This is a genomic window from Streptomyces sp. NPDC026500 (assembly GCF_055567635.1).
The window spans coordinates 216806-235763 of record NZ_JBVHQB010000009.1; the positions used below are offsets into that span (position 1 = coordinate 216806).

An 18958-nucleotide genomic window follows, 5' to 3' on the forward strand; every position below is an offset into this window, starting at 1 on the left:
CGTCCTGAAAGCCGATCAGACGGACGAGGGGACTCGGAGGAAGCGCAGGGGTCCCGAACGCGGATCAGAGGGACGAGGGGACTCGGAGGAATCTCAGGGGTCCCGAAAGCGGATCAGACGTTTGACGGCCGTACGCAGCCGGCGGTCGGCCGCCGACACGGGAAGCCGTTCCCGGACGTAGCGCGGGGACGAGAAACTCTCCCCTCCGAACCCCGCCTTGAACGTGGCGAGGGAGGAGTCCGGGGCGGACTCGCCCATGTCGAACGTCCGGCAGGCCGCCGCGCACGCGTCTTCGATCGCCAGCCGGTACAGCAGAGGAACGGCATGGACCGGATGCGCCAGTTCCCGGTCCATGGCGCTGCGCCACAGTTTGGCGTGACCACCGTGGCGCAGGACGACACACGCGGCGGCGGGCTCGCCGGCACGCCAGGCCACCCAGATCGCGCAGTCGTCACCGAACCGGGCCGCCACCTCTTCCAGCCGCCGCTCGGGGAACTCCCGCGTCCTGCGCCAGCGGGCCAACGCCGGCGGCTCGTGCTGCTGTTCGGCCCAGCGCGCGATCGACTTCCGGTACAGGTGGTAGAAGGCGGGAACGAGCCGGCCGGTGCGATCGACCTCGACCTCGACCTCCGACCGTTCGGCATGGCGGACCTCCCGCCGCAGATGGCGCCTGAAACGGCGCTCCCAGACGACGTCGAAGCCGCCTTCGAGATCCACCATCTGTGTCATGTGGGGCTCGGGTCGGAAGCCGGAGGCGGCGTCCGACCACAGGGCCTGGTCCGCCGGCCGCAACCGCACGGCGACCCGGAGCGCGCGCAGCCGCGCGAGATCGGCGAAGACCACCCGCGCCTCCGCCGGACTCACCCGCTCGGGGCATACCGGCCCTCCGATGCCCCATTGGGCCGGCCAGGACTCCTCGGAGCCCAGGATCTGCGGGCGATGCGTTCGGCCCACGAGGGGGAGTACGAGCCGATGCCCACGCTCGAACTCGTAGAGACGGCTCGCGTCCCGGTACGGCGCTGTCGCGCACAGGCAGTCCAGCCACAGCGGGGTCTGGCTCGGGTTGGTGTCCAGGTCCTTGCCCGCCAACTCCCACCAGACGTCACGTGGAGCCGGTGTGATGACGCGCACGCGACCGGCCGGAGTGTCGGTCAGGAGCTCAGCAGGTGCGTTCACGGGCCTCTCCCGCCGGGCGCGAGGGCCCCGCGAGGACGGCGCTCACGGACCGAGGACCGACGTGCCCACGTCCGATGCTAGGCGGGACGCCGAGGCCGGGCATCTCGGTGGGGAGCGGGCGTCACTCGTCCTTGAAGCCGATGAGACGCTTCGCCGCACTCCGCCAGAGCTGATCGATCGATGTCATCGGAAGCACTTCCCTGCGGTAGCCGAACGACGGGTAACCGCGGGCGCCGAGCCGTTCCTTGAAGACGCTGACGGAGGAACCCGGAACCGAGTCGCCCATGTGGTAGAAGCGGCAACCAGCCGCACAGGCGTCCTCGATGGCGAGCTTGTGCAGGAGCGTGGGGGCACGACTCGGTTGAGCCAGTTCCTTGACCATGCCGGCCCGCCAGTACTTCGCGTGCGGACCGTGGCGGAGCACCATCATGGCCGCCGCGGGCTGACCTTGGTAGGTGGCCAGCCATACGGCGCAGGACTCGGCGAACGTCTCGGCGACCGTCTGGAACTTGTGCAGCGGGTCGATTCGCTCCCTGCGCCAGCGGGCGAGCGCCAGCGGCTCGTTCTGCTGCTGCGCCCAGCGGGCGATCGAGTTCTGGTAGAGCGCGTAGAAGGCCGGCACCAGGCGCCCGGTGCGGTCGACCTCCACGTCGACCCCCGCCTTCTCGCCCTTGCGTACGGCGGTTCTGACCGGAGCCTTGAACTTTCGCCCCCAGACGTCGTCGAAGCCGCCCTCGAGGTCCAGGACGTACGTCGTGTGCGGCAAGGTGGTGAAGTCGGACGGCACCGCCGACAGCCACGCGGGGTCGACGTCCGGCCCGAATCGGACGGACACGCGATTCGCGCGGAGGCGGGCCAGATCCCCGAACACGGCGCGCACTTGCCTCGGGTCGGGCGCCTCGGCGGCGACAGGACCTCCGATACCCCACTCGGAAGGCCAGGCGTCCTGGGCGATCAGACGGGCGGGCCAGCCGCGTCGGCGGACCAACGGCACGACGATGGCGCCGGAATCGTCGAACTCGTAGAGGCGACTGGCATCCTCATAGGGATCGGTCGCGCAAATGCAGTCCAGCCAGCCCGGGGTCTGGGTGATCAGCGACTCGTCGCTTCTGTCGACCAAACGCTGCCATTCGTCCCGGGGCGCCGGACTCGTCACATCGAGACGGTCCCAGGCCGACACGATTCGCTGGCCCGTCAGACGCATGACGCTACTTCCTTACGCGTCGCACACGGTAGGCGTTTTGAGCCTTCACTCATTCAAGGGTGCTCTGTCGGTCCTGAGGCCGCATCTTCGGTCCGCGCCCCGGCCGTGCGGCTCCCGGGGTGGCGCCGAGCAAGTGCGGAAGACCAGGTCAGAAGGTATTGTTGGGCCCAGAACGGCCATACGAGCGACCTGAGACAGCGACCTGTATACCGCCACTCGATAGAGGTATCCGTGGACGGAATTGCCGGAACTCAGACCTCCACGCGCATGGTGCGCCTCCATCAGCGATTCCCCTCGCTTCGGCTCATGAGCAGCGCGCGTCGCACACTCGACGACACGATCGATCTGGTCCGCCTCAAGCTCGACGCACTGCCCGACGGCATCTATCAACCGGTCCCGGGCATCCGCGTACGCAGGGCGAAGCGATCCGTCGGCACCGGTTCGCGTTGGACGGCGATGGAGCCGATCGTCGAGCGGCTCCGCGTGCGGAGCGCGCTGGATGTGGGTGCGAACGTCGGCTACTTCCCGATCAAGCTCGCCCAGCGCGGGATACCCTCCGTCGCGCTGGAGTCGGATCCGAAGTGCCTCCGCACAGCGACGACCGCCGTGCGGAGGAACCGGCTGGACAATGTGGCGGTGATGGACCTCGAGCTGCGCCCTGACACGCTCGGTCTTCTGCCGTCGACCGACTGCACCCTGCTGCTGTCCGTCTGGCATCACCTGGTGCGGGGGCTGGGTTTCGACGCCGCCACCGACCTGCTGCGGGGGCTCTGGGCCCGGACCGGCAAGGTGATGTTCTTCGACAGCGGCGAGGACGAGATGCCCGAGTCGTTCGGGTTGCCTCCCATGGTGCCGACGCCTGACGTGTGGCTCACGGAGTATCTGCTGAAGACCTGCACCGGCGGGCGGGTCGAACACCTCGGCCGGCACCGCGCCTTCGACGCCGACGGCCTCCCCACGGACCGCGCGCTGTTCGCCGTGATCCGGGAGACGCCGGACGAGTAGGGGGACCGGAGCCGCGGGCCGGAAGGGGTACCGGATGTCTTGGCCCGCCCGGTGCTACCGCGGCGAGGTGGACACGTGCGGGGAGCGGAGCACGAGCAGGGTGATCTCGCTGGGGGCGAAGACGCGGAACGGCGGGCCCCAGAAGCCGGTGCCACGGCTGGTGTAGAGGAGGGTGCGGGCGCCGTGGTGGCTGAGTCCCGCGACGGCGGGCTGGTCGATGCGGACCAAGTGGTGGAAGGGCCAGATCTGGCCGCCGTGGGTGTGGCCGGAGAGCTGGAGGTCGATGCCCGCGGCTGCCGCCCGGTCGATGAACTTGGGCTGGTGTGCCAGCAGCAGGACCGGCAGGTCGGGGTCGGCGCCGTTCAAGGCGCCGTCGAGGTGGGCACGGTGGCCTGCCAGCCCGGAGGACTCGGCGGTGACGTCGTCCACGCCGGCGACCACGAGGGTGTCGCCTCCGCGTTCGAGCAGCAGATGGCGGTTGCGCAGCGGCTCCCAGCCCAGCTCGTCCATCAGGTCGACCCAGCCCTGGGCCTCGCTGTAGTACTCGTGATTGCCGGTGACGTAGACACGGGCCCGGGTGGCCCGCACGGTACCGAGCGGAACGGCCTGGGCGCGGCGGCGTTCGGCCGTGCCGTCCGCGATGTCGCCGGTGTGGCAGACCAGGTCGGCTTCCAGCGCGTTCACCGTCTCGCACACTCGTGCCGACCAGTCGGCGCGATCGAGCGGGCCATAGTGGGTGTCGGTGATGAGGGCGACGCGGGCGCCGTCCAACCCGGCTCCCAGCCGTGGGAGTTGCACGTCGAGTCGACGCACGCGAGGTACGCGGCGGGCCTCGGCGTACCCCCACGCGAGCAGAGCGGCGCTTACGCCGAGAACGGCCCAAGTGACGATGCGCGCCCGGTCCTGACTGTCGCCGACGCCGGCCACGGTCAGAGCGAGCCGCAAGAGGACGCCGAGCAGAACGGACCAGGTGAACAGAACCCAGCTCGTGCCCAGGAGGGTGTCACCGACGATCGCCAACCGGTCCTGCTGACGCCGGCCGTGGCCGCGCACCATCGCGAGCGGCATACCGACGAGACCGAGGACGAACAGGCCGGTGCCGACCAGCGTGACGGGCAGCGGCCAGTGCTGGCCTGTGTACAGGAGCACCCAACAGGGCACGACCCACAGCAGGACGGGGGCGATCAGGGGGATGTAGCGCATCAGGCGGTGCAGTCGGCTCTGCCGCGGCGCTCGCACGGCACCGTCGGCGGGTCGGGTATCGCTGGTGTCGGTCACGCTGCCCCTCTCTGGCCAGGCTGCCGTCTCGCGCACTGTATCCGGTCGTCTTCGGGCCGGCCGGACTGGTGTTCATGGGTGCGGCTCCTTGGGGCGAAGGGTTCTCTGCGGGATGGCAAGACCTCGCCGCAGACACCTCCACTGGCATGAGTCGCCATCAGGGCGCTGTTCGCGGGCGCGCTGTTCATGCAGGCTGCGAGTGGCTACTGGATCGTCGGTGGCCTCTCCCGGCTCTTCGTGCCGCACCGAGTCCGCAGAGGATCTTACTCTGGCGAATGGAACTGATACAGGCAGCAGTGAGGGACGGGCGATGACGGCAGGCAACAAGGCAGCCGGCGCCCTACCGGAGGACTGAAGCTTTGCCATCTTGCTCCGCCATCTTGAAGCGGCTGGTCAGCGGGATGGCGTGACCTCGTTTCGGGGTGCTCGTGCTGGTCGTGGGCGGCAGTCCGTGTCGTAGATCGTCCGCCGATGAGTTCACGGTCCTCGAACGGTCTACCCAGCGACACGACCGTTCTCGACAGGAGTGCCATGTCCACCATCCAGCCAGTGATCGTGACTGCCGACCAGGACGTTCTGCTCGGCTTCTATACGAAATTGTTCGGCGCTGAGGAGATCTTCCGGGTACCGGCGGAGGGCCCGGCCTTCTACCTTGGCCTGCGCATCGGCGACACCGACCTCGGGCTGGTGGCCAAGGAGAACTTGGGGACCGCGGCGGCACCGCGGATCCTGCTCAGCATCGGTGTCGACGACGTCGACGAGACGCTCGGCCGGGTGGCGGCGCTGGGCGGCTCGGTCGGCGGCGGCCCCACCGACATGCCGTGGGGACAGCGCGTCGCGCACATCCAGGACCCGGACGGCAATCCGGTGAACCTCACTCAGCCGATCCCGACCCGGTGACGCTGTTCCGGGGCATGTGCTGATCGTGGGCTGCCTGCGGTAGAGATCAATTCTCGGTCCCGTCGTCGTCCAGGCCGAGGAAGCCCAGGTCGGCCAGGGGCCGACAGGGGCCGAGGCCCGCAGTACGCGTGTTGGCCAGGACGCGGTCGCGGCGGGCAGCGGGGATGTCGTGGGTGCGGCCGGGCCGGGCGGCCGATATCCACACCGGATGGCCCTGCTCGTCGGTCAGCGCGAGGACGTGCAGGCCCTGGCGGCGATGCTTGCCGGAGCAGTTCGGGCGGTTCGCCTCTCCGGTACGGCGCTGGGGGGATGAGCGTGTCGTCGATCAGGACGACCTTGCAGCCCCGCCGGGCGATCTTCTTCAGGGCGCGGTCCAGGCGAGGGTCCTCGCGGCCGGCAGGTGGATCAGTTCGTCGCGTCGGCGCCGGATGGTGGTGGCGGAGATGTCGTTGCCGCCGGCCGTGTCGGCCAGGCGCTGATCGTGCCGCAGCACGGCCGAGACGATCACCGCGATCCTGCCGGGCGGCAGCGCCCGCCACCTCGGCCGTATCGCTTTGAGATGGCGTCGCAGCAGGTCGGTGAGGTAGTGCAGGGTGTGCGTGGAGAACCAGTTCGCGGACCTCGTGCGGCGGGTGTTCCTGTGGCGAACGAATCAGGACGGCGGCATGAGACCGAACGGCACCACATGAACGACAACAGACTGGTCAACCTCGTCCTCTCCGGACCACGATCCTTCAGGCCTGAGTGGATCGCGGAGGGCGGCAAACGGGTCGTGCCGCTGCCTTCCCACGCACGCATGGATGAGCACCTGGCGAGCCGGTTCAGCGCAGGATCCAGGCGAACGGGCCACACCTATGTCATCGCGAGCCGCCTGAGCGATGCCGCCGCCGGACGGCCGGAGATCGAGATCCCTTCGACCCAAGAAGGCCTTCTCCAGCAACTTCCGTGGCGTGACGAGAACTTCGTGCTCGCCACTCCCGACCTCTCCAGTGCGCTGCTTGTGACGGACGAAGGCTATTCCTTGATCGGCGGAACCCGTGACTTCCTCGGGCGCAGCGTCCCCGAAGGGGGCGATCAGGCAGTCGTCGACTTCAAGCGGTACGCGAAACGTGTCGCCCCGGCCGTCCGGTCCTGGTCGGCGTCTCGAACGAGTTCCAGCCGCACGAGGTGGCGTGGGCGTCGAAGAGTGGCGTCGCCGCCGGATCCGCCACCGCGGAACAAGTGTCACTCATGGAGTTCCTCGCAGCCGGCCGGATCAGCGCGGAGGAGTTCGCGCAGTCTTGGCTGGCCGCTCGACGACGGGCCCTGGACCTGCGCGAACGTTTGCGAGAACCCTTTTCCAGGATTCTCGACCAGGTCTTCTACGCACTCGACGAGTACGTCATCGATCCAGGGCTCCAAGATGCGGACGACATGACCGACGAAGAACTGCAGGCGATCGTCCGTGGCCACCTGGCCGAACTCCGGTCCCTCGACCGCCACGCCTCCTGATCGGTTCTGCTGAAGGCGGCTGCGGATCATGGACCGATGGCCTTCGCCGACGAGGCCGCGAATCCCGTTCGCGGTGAGGCCTTGGGCAGTCGGCGTCCGGTAGTTCCTGAACGGATGGGTGTAGAAGTGGCGGGCCATCGTGGACAGAGTGGTGCGGGTCGCCGAGGGTGCCGTGGACGAACTCCGGGGTCCGGCACTCGAAGCAGGCGTCCTCGTTCCCGAAGGACCGGACCACGACGGGCCACCAGTCGGGGGCTGAGACGGCCCCGTGGCTGCACCTACGGCCCCGCCGTCAGCCGCCTCTCCAGTCGGTCGGCCCACTCGAATTCGTGCAGCTTCGTGTCGCACGGTCCCTCTCCCCGTGCCCCAGTCCTGCCCGGTTCTCCACCATGGCAGGCCGCTGGTTGATCATCACGTCACAAGGACGCCGTTTGGTCCGGGACTGGTCCGCGTCTGGTTCGGGACGGATTCACTTGGAGTTCGGACAGTGGCGGGAGGTGTCGCGTTGGCCGCGGAGAGCGGCTCCCATGTCGGGTTGCCTGGAGTCCAACGAAGTCTCCAGGCAACCGACTTCAGGTTCTAGAAGAAGCCCAGCTTCTTCGCCGAGTAGCTCACCAGCAGATTCTTCGTCTGCTGGTAGTGCTCCAGCATCATCTTGTGGTTCTCGCGGCCGATGCCGGACTGCTTGTATCCGCCAAAAGCGGCATGTGCCGGATATGCGTGGTAGCAGTTCGTCCAGACGCGCCCGGCCTGGATGGCGCGGCCCGCCCGGTAGGCGGTGTTGATGTCCCGCGTCCACACGCCGGCTCCGAGCCCGTACAGCGTGTCGTTCGCGATCTTTATGGCGTCGTCGAAGTCGTCGAACGACGTCACCGAGACGACCGGGCCGAAGATCTCCTCCTGGAAGATCCGCATCCGGTTGTCGCCCTCGAAGATCGTCGGCTGGACGTAGTAGCCGCCCTTCAACTCCCCGTCGTGCTCGATGCGTTCACCGCCGGTGAGCACCTTGGCGCCCTCCTGCCGGCCGATGTCCAGATAGGAGAGGATCTTCTCCAGCTGGTCGTTGGACGCCTGGGCGCCGATCATCGTGTCGGTGTCGAGCGGGTTGCCGGGCTTGATGAGCTCGGTGCGGGCGACCGCCGCCTCCATGAACTCGCGGTAGTGGCCGCGCTGGACGAGGGCGCGCGAGGGGCAGGTGCACACCTCGCCCTGGTTGAGCGCGAACATCGTGAAGCCTTCGAGCGCCTTGTCGCGGAAGTCGTCGTTCTGCGCCCACACGTCGTCGAAGAAGATGTTCGGGGACTTGCCGCCGAGCTCCAGCGTGACCGGCTTGATGTTCTCCGAGGCGTACTGCATGATCAGCCGCCCCGTGGTGGTCTCACCCGTGAACGCGACCTTCGCCACCCGCGGGCTGGACGCCAGGGGCTTGCCCGCCTCGACCCCGAAGCCGTTGACGATGTTCACCACACCCGGCGGGATCAGATCCGAGATCAGGCTCATCCAGTAGTGGATGGACGCCGGTGTCTGCTCGGCCGGTTTGATGACGACCGCGTTGCCCGCCGCCAGCGCCGGAGCGAGCTTCCACACCGCCATCAGAATGGGGAAGTTCCACGGGATGATCTGCGCGACCACGCCGAGCGGTTCGTGGAAGTGGTACGCGACGGTGTCGTCGTCGACCTCGCCGAGCGAACCCTCCTGAGCGCGGATCGCCCCCGCGAAGTAGCGGAAGTGGTCGATCGCGAGCGGGATGTCGGCCGCCAGCGTCTCGCGTACCGGTTTGCCGTTCTCCCAGCTCTCGGCGACCGCCAGCTTCTCCAGGTTCGCCTCCATACGGTCGGCGATCTTGAGCAGGATGTCGGCGCGCGCGGTCACGGAGGTGCGCCCCCAGGCCGGTGCCGCCGCGTGTGCCGCGTCCAGCGCGCGCTCCACGTCCTCGGCGGTGCCTCGCGCGACCTCGGTGAACGGCTGCCCGTTCAACGGGCTCGGGTTCTCGAAGTACTGTCCGCGAGCCGGCGCAACGTACTCCCCGCCGATGAAGTGGTCGTAACGCGCCTGGTAGGAGACGATCGCGCCTTCACTGCCGGGCGCCGCGTAACGGGTCATGCTGGTTGCCTCCCGGGGAAGCGCTGCCCGCCGTTGGGCAGCTCTCGCCGCGAGGCTAGGAATCCGTACGTTGCAAGGACGTTGCGTGTCCCGGGAACCGCCCTCCCGGCTCCGCAGGCGGGGGCCGCCGCCCCCTTCGTCAGTGCGGCTCGGGGCGCATACGGCCGTTCCGTGCGGCGTGCTCCCACCCGGCCGGTGCGGTCTGCTCGGACTCCAGCTCCACCAGACGCGCGTGCACGGCCGCCGCCGGGCGTACGGCTGACAGCGCCCGCCAGACGTCGAGATCGTCCTCGCCCCACGGCGCACGGGCCCAGTCGGCCAGTAGGTCGGGGTCCCGCCGGGCGATGATCGCTGTCCGCAGCCCGTCGGCGAGCCTTCGCCGCAGCCGTACCACCGCCGGCGCCGTCGAACCCGGCAGCAGCGGACCGGCGTACACCGCCGCGGCAGCCGTCACCGCGCCGGTACCGAGCCGCCGCTCCACCACCGCCACATCGGACTCGACCGGCCGGGTGAGCCGGTAGGGACGCGAACCCAGCAGGCCCGGACCGAGGATTCTGCGCAGTCGCGCCAACTCGGCCCGCAAGGTCACCGGCGTCACCGACTCGTCCTCGTAGAGCGCGCACTGCAGCTCGTCGCCCGTCAGGCCTTCCGGATGCCGAGCCAGCAGGATCAGGATCTCGCTGTGCCTGCGGCTGAGCCTGATCTTTCGTCCGTCCGAGAGTAGTTGGGCGTCGTCGCGCCCCAGGGCGGTCAATTCGAGGGCGCCGTCCATGGCCTGCGGCGGTGCGAGCAGCGCCAGATGGGCCTCGGCGGCCCGTGCCACCGCCTGTACGAAGCCGAGGCTGTGCGGATGCGCGAGGCCGTCCCCGCCGGTGATGTCGACCGCGCCGAGCACCCGCCCGGTGCGCGGATCGTGCACGGGGGCCGCCGCGCAGGTCCAGGGCTGCACCCGCCGGATGAAGTGCTCGGCCGCGAACACCTGCACGGGACGGTCGACGGCGACCGCCGTGCCCGGCGCGTTCGTACCGACCGCCGTCTCCGACCACCGCGCGCCCGGCACGAAATTCATCCGTCCGGCCTGCCGCCGCGTTCCCGGATGGCCCTCGACCCACAAGAGTCTGCCCTGCGCGTCGCACACCGCCAGAAGATGCTCCCCGTCCGCCGCGAACGTCCCCATGAGTTCCCGGAACAGCGGCATCACCCGCGCGAGCGGATGCTCCGCGCGGTAGGAACCCAGTTCCCCGTCCATGAGTTCCACCCTCGCGGTGCCCTCCGGAACGACGCCCGCCCGCGCCGAACGCCGCCACGACTCCGCCACCACGGCACGCACCGGCCGCGGCACCGTCCCGCCCTCGGTGAACGACTCGTACGCGCGGCGCAGCAGCCGAACCCGCTCGGCGGGGTCGGTCCCCGGTTCCAGGGCCACCCAAGGATCGGTCAACTCGGCCTCCCGGAAGGCGATGCGACTGGGTCCATCGTCACTCCCGGTGCGGGCCCCGACAACCCGTGTGACGCTCCCCTTCCGCTCGGTGCCTCGCGGCGTGCCCGCTCGGGCCACCGCGAGGCCGCCCCTGGTCAGGCGAAGTTGACGAGCCTGATGTAGCGCGTCCAGTCCCAGTTCGGCCCGGGATCGGTGTGATCGGTGCCCGGCACCTCGTAGTGACCGAGGATGTGGGCACGGTCCTTGGGGATCCCGTACTGGTCGCAGATCGTGGCGGTGAGCTTGGCCGATTCCTCGTAGAGAGCGTTGGTGAAGTAGGCGGGTTGGTCCACCCAGCCCTCGTGCTCGATGCCGATGCTTCTGGTGTTGTAGTCCCAGTTGCCCGCGTGCCAGGCGACGTCGTGCTCTCTCACGCACTGGGCGACATGGCCGTCGGCCGAGCGTACGAGGTAGTGCGCGGACACCTTCTTCTGCGGATTCTGGAAGATGGACAGGGTGGTGGCGTACGTCGCCTGTGTGACGTGGATGACCACATAGTCCAGCTCGTAGGTGTAGGGCCGATCGGACGCCGTGTAGTTGGAGCTGGTCGCCGGAGTCCATTCGGCGCCCGGATAGTCGACGGCCGCCACCTGCGCCGTCGCCTTGACATCGGGGAGTAACGCATAGGGGAGGGCCGCGAGGGCTGCGCCCTTGAGCAGCCGCCGCCGGCTCGGGAACGATCGCGCTCGCTCCATGGAGAGTTGGCCTTTCGTTGGTGGGGGGTGGGGTCTTGAGGCTGTGTGTCGGTGGGTCGAAGGCCGAGGGCTGAGGCTGTGGTTTGTCGGTTGGCGACGGGAATTGGGAGCGGGCTGTCGGGAACCCGGAGCCGGCTGTCGGGAGCGGCGTGTCGGTCAAGGGCCTGTCGCGCGCCGGCCGCGCGATCAGTGCCGGAGCGACGCGGCCGTCTCGCGCAGTCGGGCGTGCAGTCCGCGATGGGTCTCCCGCGGGGGCAGCCATTCCTTGCGCAGCTTGGCGACGCACGTGTAGTTGGTGTCGCAGACGTTCGCGACGGGAGACTCGACCGTCTGCGTCGCGAATTGGTACGCGTCCAGCTCACTGAACCCGTAGTCGCGCACCAGCCACTGCACAAGGTCGAGCTGGGATATCCGGAAGGCGTCCTCCAGCGGGCGTGCCGAGCCGGTCGAGATGATGTGGGTGTCGGACTCGATACGAGGCCAGGGGGTGGCGACTCCCTTGAGGAGTTCGACGATCACCACCGTGTTCATGGCGCATTCGACGGCGACCCCGCAGGTCTCGCCCTCACCCTGCCGTGCGTGCCCGTCGCCCAGGCTGAGCAGGGCACCCTCGACGTTCACCCCGAGGTAGCAGGTCACTCCGGCCCGGATTTCCGGCGTGTCCATGTTTCCGCCGTGCGCGTCGGGCACCAGGGCGGAACGGACCTCCAGGTTCGCGGGCGCCACACCGACGGTGCCGTGCATCGGGTCCATCGGCAGTTCGATCCGGATGTCGCTGTCCCGCGCGCTGAACAGCGCGGTCCGCCGCTCCCGGTCGAGCTGCCAGATCCACACGGTCTCCGGCAGCGGCGGCTGGAGGGAGGCGGTGGTGTGCGTGGAGGTCAGGGCGCCGAAGAGGGGGACCGTCGTCGACGCCGCCCAGTCACGGGCCGGCTCGATCGAGACGAAGTGGACCGCGACCGTGTCACCCGGCTCCGCTCCCTCGACATGGAAGGGACCGGTCTGGGGATTGAGGAACGGGAACTCGCGCACCTCGGACACCAGGTCCTTCTCGGAGCGTACTCGTCCGGCGAAACAGTCCTCGGTGTAGAGATCGAGCACCGTGCCCGGCGCGATGCGTGCCACGGGCGGTGCGCCGCCGAACGTCCAGGCGAACTCGCCCGGCGCCGGGCGCACGGTCAGGATCCGGGGGTCGCTCATGGCTGCACGGCTCCGCTCTGCGAAGGGGCGGGGGTGGAGGTCTCGTCGAGGTGGACACGGGCTGTCTCGGCTATGCGCCCAGGGTGGCGGCGCAGCAGGAAGATCAATATCACGACACCGGCCGACATCCAGACACCCACGACCGGCCCGGCGTACGACACGGGCGCGGTCAGCTCGGTGACGAAGTCGAAGACTGGCAGACCCGCGGCCGTCAGCAGCGCGGGGACGAACGCGATGATGCCCAGTAGCGGGAACACCAGATGTCGCACGGGCTTGAGCAACTCGCGTCTGCGGCGCAGGAAGTAGCCCGCACAGGCGAGATTCACCACGATGTACACGCCGATCACCACGGTGACGATCACCGTCGCGAGGAGCAGGAACGCGGTCACGGGGTCGTACGCGAGACCGAGTCCCAGCATGGCCGCCACGGCCACGGCGCACTGCACCGCCACCCCGGCCGCGGGGGAGCGGTGTCTGGGGTGCACGCGCGCGAACAGCGCGGGGAAGACCCGAATCCGAGCCAGGGCGAAGGCCGTTCGCGTGGAGACGGTGGCGCACGCGTTGGCGTTGGCGATCGTCGAGTTGACCACCGCTAGGAACACCAGCACCCAGAACAGTCCGAACGAGGCGCGTGCCACGCCTTCCCACGAGGCGGCGCCGGAGGCTCCGAACCCCGCGAACCGGTCGGGCCCGAAGTACACCGACATAGCGTACGTCGTCAGCACGTAGACGAAGCCGATCGCGAGCGCCGCGCCGAGGACGGCCCGGTGCATCGTGCGGCGTGGGTCCTTGGTCTCCTCCGCGAGCGGGGCCGCCGCCTCGAACCCGGCGAAGGCGAGCACGGTGTACACCGACCCCGCGAACACACCGCTGATCCCGCCGTACCCCGTGGCGGTGTGGGATGTCCCGAACACCGACACCGTGTTGTTCCCGCCGGCCTTGGCGATCAGCCACACCGCGAAGACGAGGAAGACGAGCACTTCGAAGATGCCGAGGACGGTTCCGAAGCGGGCCGAGGCGCGTACTCCCAGATATCCCGCCACCGCGATGACCGCCGCGCCCGCGAGCGACCAGGGCCACCAGAGGTCGTCCGGATACGAGGACCATTCCTGGTGCAGTGTGCCCGCCGTGGTGAAGCCGAGCTGAAGAAGGAGCAGAGGCGGCACCAGGGCTTCGACGAACACATAGCCCCAGCCCACGAGGAATCCGACGGACGGATGCAGCCCCTGCGCGGTGTAGGTGGCCACCGACCCCGCGGCGGGCATTTCCCGCGCCAGCTCGGCCACGCACGACGCGGTGAACAGGCAGGCCACCAGGGCGATCAGCACGGACAGCGGCAGACTGCCGCCCGCGAACGCCGCGCCGGACGGAATGGACGCGGCGACGGCCGCGGCCGGCGCCATGGCCGTGATGCTCTGGAACAGGACCTCGCGCAGGCCGATCGCCTCACGCCGCAGCCCCGGAACTGCCCCCTCCGACATGTGACCCCCCGATTCGACTGGAACACAGCCATCGGCAGGACGGCTGCGCCTCGCGTGAATTACGGTACGGCGCTTGCCAGTTGGGCAGAAGAGCGAGGCGCGATTCCGTGGACAGCCCGCGGATTGTGGACATGGCGATCACCCGCAAGGGGGAACGCCTCCGTGCGATCCGCGAGCCTCGACGCGTGACGTTGGGGGCACTGCCCGTGACTTTCCGGCCGTGTGCCGCCTGCGACCCGACCGTCCGCTGCCGGCTACGCCCGTCCGGCCACCGCAGCCGGGTCGTCGAGCACCCCTCGTACCACCGAATGCGCCGCACCGAGCAGCGGTCCCTCGGATCCCAGTCGGGAAACGGACACGGGGCAGGCGGGGCCCGCCGTGCGTCGCGCCAACTCGCCCTCCAGCGAGGGGAGAAGCCAGGGTGCGAGGCCGGCGAGGGCCCCGCCCAGCACGACCGTCTCCGGGTCCAGGAGGTTGACCGCCCCGGTCAGGGCGATGCCGAGCGCGGTTCCGGCGTCGCGCAGGGCACGGCGTACGTCCGGATCGCCCTCGGCGGCGCGCCGGGACAGCAGCCCGACCCGGTCCTCGCCGGGTTCGATCCCGGCGGCGCGCAGAACGGCCTCCTCGCCCGCGTACTGTTCGAGGCACCCGCGCCCGCCGCACGGGCACGCGGGTCCATCCGGACGCACCGGTATATGTCCCAACTCGCCTGCGAAGCCACGGGTCCCGCGCAGCAGCCGCCCGTCCACGAGTACCGCGGCACCGATGCCGATCTCCGCGGACACGTGCAGAAAGTCGCGTGGGGTCGCGTCACCGAGCCAGAGCTCCGCGAGACCGCCGAAGTTCGCCTCGTTGTCCACGGTCAGCGGCAGCTCGGAGGGCAGCAGCTCACCGAGGTCCGTGTCGTGCCAGTCGAGGTTCGGGGCTCGGACCACGGTCCGGGCGTCGCGTGCCACGAGTCCGGGGACGGCGACGGCGAGGCCCGCGGGCCACAGCCCCTCCCGGTCTGCTTCGGCGACGACCTGACGCACCAGCGCCGTCAGTTCCCGTAGCACGGGCCCGGCCGGCCGGCCGCGGTTCGTGCCGTGGCGTACGGCGCGCGCTCGCACGGCGCCGCGCAGATCGACCGCGCACACCGCGAGATGGTCGACGCCCACCTCCGCGCCGATCCCGGCGGGGCCGTGCCCGCTGACGGCGAGCGCGGAGCCGGGCCGCCCCACCCTGCCGGGCCGCTCGGGCCCCAGTTCTTCGAGGAGCCCCGCGCGGATCAGCTCGTCGACCAGAGTGGACACGGCCGCCCGGGTCAGACCTATGTGGGAGGCGACGGCGGCACGAGACAACGGTCCCTCGTCGCTGACGGTGTGCATGACCCGGGAGAGGTTGCGGCGGCGCATGCCCTGCTGGGTGTCGGGCAGTCGTCGGCCGGAACCGGTCGGGTGGGCTTCGTGCAGTGGTGCGGTCATGCCTCCGTCAATCCTCGTCCGGCCGGTCCCACCGGCCTCTCTCGGTGCCGGTCCCCACAGGGCGGTCCCGCGTTGTGCGGGGCGCCACCGGGCGGCCCCGGCCGGTGGCGCTCACGCGGGACGCCACTCGTGAGAGCCGGTCCCGCCGGGGCGGCACGGTCGGTCCTGGTCAGTCCCTGTTCGGCTCCCGTTCGAGCAGCGGGGCCGCGTCGGAGAGTACCCCGGTGATCCGCGCGAGCGTCTCCTCGTCCCGTTCCACGGCGTCGAGCACCGGCCCGCGGGCGGTGTCCCAGCGCCTTGCGACCGCCGCCGGGTCCTCTCCCGTCAGCAGGCCCGCCGCCTGGGCGGCGGCACCGAGCGCGACCAGTTCCCTGGCCTCGGGCACCTGAACGGGCCGGCCCGAGAGCCGGCGTACGGTCTGCTGCCAGGCCTTGCCGCGCGCGCCGCCGCCGATCAGCAGCAACGGCGCCGAGGGGTCGGCGTCCGCGTCCAGTACCAGGTCGAGGGCGCCCAGCAAGGAGTGCACGGCACCGTCGTACGCGGCCTGGAGCAGCTGCCCGCCCGTCGTGTCGTGCCGGAGTCCGTGCAGCAGTCCCGAGGAGTGCGGCAGGTTCGGTGTGCGCTCGCCGTCCAGATAGGGCAGCAGCGTCACCGAGGAGCCCGGCTCGACGGCCTCGCGGTCGAGGCCGAGCAGCGCGGCGATCCGGTCGACGGCCAGCGTGCAGTTCAGGGTGCAGGCCAGCGGGAGCCAGTCGCCGCGCGCGTCCGCGAACCCCGCCACCGTGCCGGTCGGGTCGGTGGGTCGGTGCGTCGAGACGGCGTACACAGTGCCCGAGGTGCCGAGGCTCACGACCGGGGTGCCGGGGCGCAGCCCGAGGCCGAGCGCGGCGGCCGCGTTGTCCCCGGTTCCGGCCGCCACCAGGGTGCCCCTGGAGAACGGCAGCTCACCCCTGGCGTGCACCGTTCCGGCCACCTCGCCCGGCCGGGCGACGCGGGGGAGCAGGGCGGGGTCGAGACCGATGTGCGCGAGGACCTCCTCGTCGTACGCCTCGCTCCCGGAGGCCCACCAGCCGGTGCCGGAGGCATCGCCGCGGTCGGTGGTGCCCTGCCCGGTGAGCCGTTCGGTGAGGTAGTCGTGGGGCAGCCGGACCGCCGCCGTCTTGCGGACGGCCTCCGGCTCGTGCTCGGCCAGCCAGGCCCATTTCGTGGCCGTGAAGGACGCGCCGGGCACGCTGCCGGTCCGCTCGGCCCAGGACTTCGGGCCGCCGAGCTCCTCGACCAGTCGACGCGCCTGCGGCGCCGAGCGCACGTCGTTCCACAGCAGGGCGGGTCGTACGGGTTCGCCCCGGGCGTCGAGCGTCACGAGCCCGTGCTGCTGCCCGCCGATCGAGACCGCCGCCGCTTCGTGCGCGGCGTCACCGCACTGGCGCAGCGCTTCGCAGAGCGCGTCCCACCACTGGCGCGGGTCGCTCTCGCGGCCCGCCCCGGTGGAGACGGTGTGCGGCGCCTGCCCGCTGGCCACGACCAGTCCGGTCGACGCGTCGACGACCAGGGCCTTGGTGGACTGGGTGGACGAGTCCACCCCGACGACAAGCGGACCCTCGGCTGCTGACATCGGGCTCTCCCTCTTCCGCTGCTCTGCGGAATCTGTGCTGGTCACGGGGTCATCCGGACCGCCACGGCCGGGTCCCGCACTTCGTCCCCGGACCGGATGTGACCAGGGTTTCCTACTTCGTCTCTTCCCAGAGTCGCGTCCGCATACTAATTTGTAAACCGCCATGACGAAATAGTCGGAGCTAGCAAGGAGCCGCGACATGAACTACCAGCCCACCCCCGAGGACAGGTTCACCTTCGGTCTGTGGACCGTCGGCTGGCAGGGAAGGGACCCGTTCGGCGACGCCACGCGGCGCGCCCTGGACCCGGTCGAGACGGTGCAGCGCCTGGCCGAGCTCGGCGCCTACGGAGTGACCTTCCACGACGACGACCTGATCCCCTTCGGATCCTCGGACAGCGAGCGCGAGGCGCACATCAAGCGCTTCAGGCAGGCCCTGGACGCCACGGGCCTCAAGGTGCCGATGGCCACCACCAACCTGTTCACGCACCCCGTCTTCAAGGACGGCGCGTTCACGTCGAACGACCGCGACGTGCGCCGCTACGCACTGCGCAAGACCATCCGCAACGTCGACCTGGCGGTCGAGCTCGGCGCCGAGACGTACGTCGCCTGGGGCGGCCGGGAGGGAGCGGAGTCCGGGGCCGCCAAGGACGTACGCGTCGCCCTCGACCGTATGAAGGAGGCCTTCGACCTCCTCGGTGAGTACGTGATCTCCCAGGGTTACGACCTGAAGTTCGCGATCGAGCCCAAGCCGAACGAGCCCCGCGGCGACATCCTGCTCCCCACCGTCGGCCATGCCCTCGCGTTCATCGAGCGCCTGGAGCGCCCGGAGATGTACGGCGTCAACCCGGAGGTCGGTCACGAGCAGATGGCCGGGCTGAACTTCCCGCACGGCATCGCGCAGGCCCTGTGGGCGGGCAAGCTCTTCCACATCGACCTCAACGGCCAGTCCGGCATCAAGTACGACCAGGACCTGCGGTTCGGAGCCGGCGATCTGCGGGCCGCGTTCTGGCTGGTCGACCTCCTGGAGAGCGCCGGTTACGCGGGCCCGAAGCACTTCGACTTCAAGCCGCCGCGGACCGAGGACTTCGACGGCGTGTGGGCGTCGGCGGAGGGCTGCATGCGCAACTACCTGATCCTGCGCGAGCGCGCGGCGGCGTTCCGCGCCGATCCCGAGGTCCAGGCGGCGCTGCGCGCCTCGCGTCTGCACGAGCTGGCGCAGCCCACCGCGGAGGACGGCCTGGCGGCGCTGCTCGCCGACCGTGCCGCCTTCGAGGACTTCGACGTCGAGGCCGCGGCCGCGCGCGGGATGGCCTTCGAGCAGCTGGACCAGCTGGCGATGGACCATCTCCTGGGTGCTCGGGGCTGATTGGGCTGCTCCCAAGGGCACGGACCCGCCTTCCGGCGGGTCCGGCCCGCCCTCAGTGGCCGCTGATCCCCGCGTGGAATGTCCCGGAATCACGCGATCCATGGCATGAGTCCGCATCAACTTCCGTATAAGGGTCGCGCGATGACCGGTTCGAGGCGACTCTTGGCGGTATGGCCATGTCGTCCGAACCGCCTCAGCCTCCACGGTCGCAGGGAGACCCGCGCCCTCCTGGGGGTGATGTCCAGGGTCCGCGTTCCGGGGGCTACAGCTCGCCGCCCTCCAGCGGTTACGGTCCTCCGTCTTCCGGCGGCTATGGTCCTCCGTCCTCCGGTGGTTACGGTCCGCCCCCGGGTCCCTACGGCGTTCCTCCGGGGGGCAACGGCCCACCCCCTGGGGACTACGGTTCGCCGTCACAAGGGGGCGATTGGCCTCCCGGGCAGGGCGGCGGGGGATGGCCGCCACCTCCGCCGGCTCCGCCTCCCGGACCGCCGGACGGCCCCG

15 protein-coding genes and 1 pseudogene are annotated in these 18958 nt (G+C 70.1%); 4 read left to right on the forward strand and 12 right to left on the reverse strand.

Annotated features, from left to right (window positions below):
* Window positions 1-93: 93 nt before the first annotated feature.
* Both ACZ4N5_RS18775 and ACZ4N5_RS18780 read right to left on the reverse strand, forming a co-directional pair.
* A complete protein-coding gene (locus ACZ4N5_RS18775; protein ID WP_467758165.1) occupies window positions 94-1176 on the reverse strand; it encodes a GNAT family N-acetyltransferase in 1083 nt (360 codons plus the stop codon).
* Window positions 1177-1297: 121 nt separating this feature from the next.
* A complete protein-coding gene (locus ACZ4N5_RS18780) occupies window positions 1298-2380 on the reverse strand; it encodes a GNAT family N-acetyltransferase (RefSeq protein WP_467758166.1) in 1083 nt (360 codons plus the stop codon).
* A gap of 306 nt (window positions 2381-2686) precedes the next feature.
* Between ACZ4N5_RS18780 and ACZ4N5_RS18785 the strand changes: the two genes are divergently transcribed.
* Window positions 2687-3385, forward strand: coding sequence for a hypothetical protein (locus tag ACZ4N5_RS18785; RefSeq protein ID WP_467758167.1), 699 nt, complete (start codon window positions 2687-2689; stop codon window positions 3383-3385).
* Window positions 3386-3439: 54 nt separating this feature from the next.
* On the opposite strand, the gene ACZ4N5_RS18790 is transcribed toward ACZ4N5_RS18785, so the two are convergent.
* The gene (locus ACZ4N5_RS18790) at window positions 3440-4663 is read right to left on the reverse strand and encodes a metallophosphoesterase (RefSeq protein WP_467758168.1); all 1224 of its coding nucleotides are present in this window, start codon (window positions 4661-4663) and stop codon (window positions 3440-3442) included.
* A 531-nt stretch (window positions 4664-5194) separates the two neighbouring features.
* Between ACZ4N5_RS18790 and ACZ4N5_RS18795 the strand changes: the two genes are divergently transcribed.
* Window positions 5195-5563 carry a VOC family protein gene (locus tag ACZ4N5_RS18795; RefSeq protein WP_467758169.1) on the forward strand — a complete coding sequence of 123 codons (369 nt, stop codon included), beginning with the start codon at window positions 5195-5197 and terminating at the stop codon, window positions 5561-5563.
* A 46-nt stretch (window positions 5564-5609) separates the two neighbouring features.
* Here the strand turns inward: ACZ4N5_RS18795 and ACZ4N5_RS18800 are convergent.
* Both ACZ4N5_RS18800 and ACZ4N5_RS18805 read right to left on the reverse strand, forming a co-directional pair.
* A pseudogene (locus tag ACZ4N5_RS18800) lies at window positions 5610-5849 on the reverse strand (transposase family protein); the annotation flags it as partial.
* Window positions 5850-5924: 75 nt separating this feature from the next.
* Window positions 5925-6071, reverse strand: coding sequence for a hypothetical protein (locus ACZ4N5_RS18805; protein ID WP_467758170.1), 147 nt, complete (start codon window positions 6069-6071; stop codon window positions 5925-5927).
* Between the two features lie 722 nt (window positions 6072-6793).
* On the opposite strand from ACZ4N5_RS18805, the gene ACZ4N5_RS18810 reads away from it, so the two are divergent.
* The gene (locus ACZ4N5_RS18810) at window positions 6794-7054 is read left to right on the forward strand and encodes a colicin immunity domain-containing protein (protein ID WP_467758171.1); all 261 of its coding nucleotides are present in this window, start codon (window positions 6794-6796) and stop codon (window positions 7052-7054) included.
* A gap of 579 nt (window positions 7055-7633) precedes the next feature.
* Here the strand turns inward: ACZ4N5_RS18810 and exaC are convergent.
* The 7 genes from exaC to xylB all read right to left on the reverse strand — a co-directional run bounded on the left by exaC (window position 7634) and on the right by xylB (window position 17091).
* Entirely contained in the window at window positions 7634-9157 is a 1524-nt protein-coding gene (gene exaC / locus ACZ4N5_RS18815; RefSeq protein ID WP_401331947.1) for an acetaldehyde dehydrogenase ExaC, read from the reverse strand.
* A gap of 139 nt (window positions 9158-9296) precedes the next feature.
* Window positions 9297-10598: a winged helix-turn-helix domain-containing protein gene (locus ACZ4N5_RS18820; protein WP_467758172.1), complete on the reverse strand. Its 1302-nt coding sequence runs from the start codon at window positions 10596-10598 to the stop codon at window positions 9297-9299.
* 134 nt (window positions 10599-10732) lie between these two features.
* On the reverse strand, window positions 10733-11332 hold the full coding sequence (locus ACZ4N5_RS18825) for an N-acetylmuramoyl-L-alanine amidase (RefSeq protein WP_467758173.1): 600 nt from the start codon (window positions 11330-11332) through the stop codon (window positions 10733-10735).
* Window positions 11333-11518: 186 nt separating this feature from the next.
* Window positions 11519-12532 carry an acetamidase/formamidase family protein gene (locus tag ACZ4N5_RS18830; RefSeq protein ID WP_467758174.1) on the reverse strand — a complete coding sequence of 338 codons (1014 nt, stop codon included), beginning with the start codon at window positions 12530-12532 and terminating at the stop codon, window positions 11519-11521.
* Entirely contained in the window at window positions 12529-14013 is a 1485-nt protein-coding gene (locus tag ACZ4N5_RS18835) for an APC family permease (protein ID WP_467758175.1), read from the reverse strand. Before ACZ4N5_RS18835 ends, ACZ4N5_RS18830 begins: the two co-directional genes overlap by 4 nt.
* A 254-nt stretch (window positions 14014-14267) precedes the next feature.
* Window positions 14268-15476 (reverse strand): ROK family protein, encoded by a 1209-nt coding sequence (locus ACZ4N5_RS18840; protein ID WP_467758176.1) that lies wholly within the window; start codon window positions 15474-15476, stop codon window positions 14268-14270.
* A gap of 169 nt (window positions 15477-15645) precedes the next feature.
* On the reverse strand, window positions 15646-17091 hold the full coding sequence (gene xylB, locus ACZ4N5_RS18845; protein ID WP_467758177.1) for a xylulokinase: 1446 nt from the start codon (window positions 17089-17091) through the stop codon (window positions 15646-15648).
* Window positions 17092-17290: 199 nt separating this feature from the next.
* Between xylB and xylA the strand changes: the two genes are divergently transcribed.
* Complete coding sequence (xylA, locus tag ACZ4N5_RS18850) at window positions 17291-18457, forward strand: xylose isomerase (protein WP_467758178.1); 1167 nt, start codon at window positions 17291-17293, stop codon at window positions 18455-18457.
* The last annotated feature ends 501 nt before the right edge of the window (window positions 18458-18958 follow it).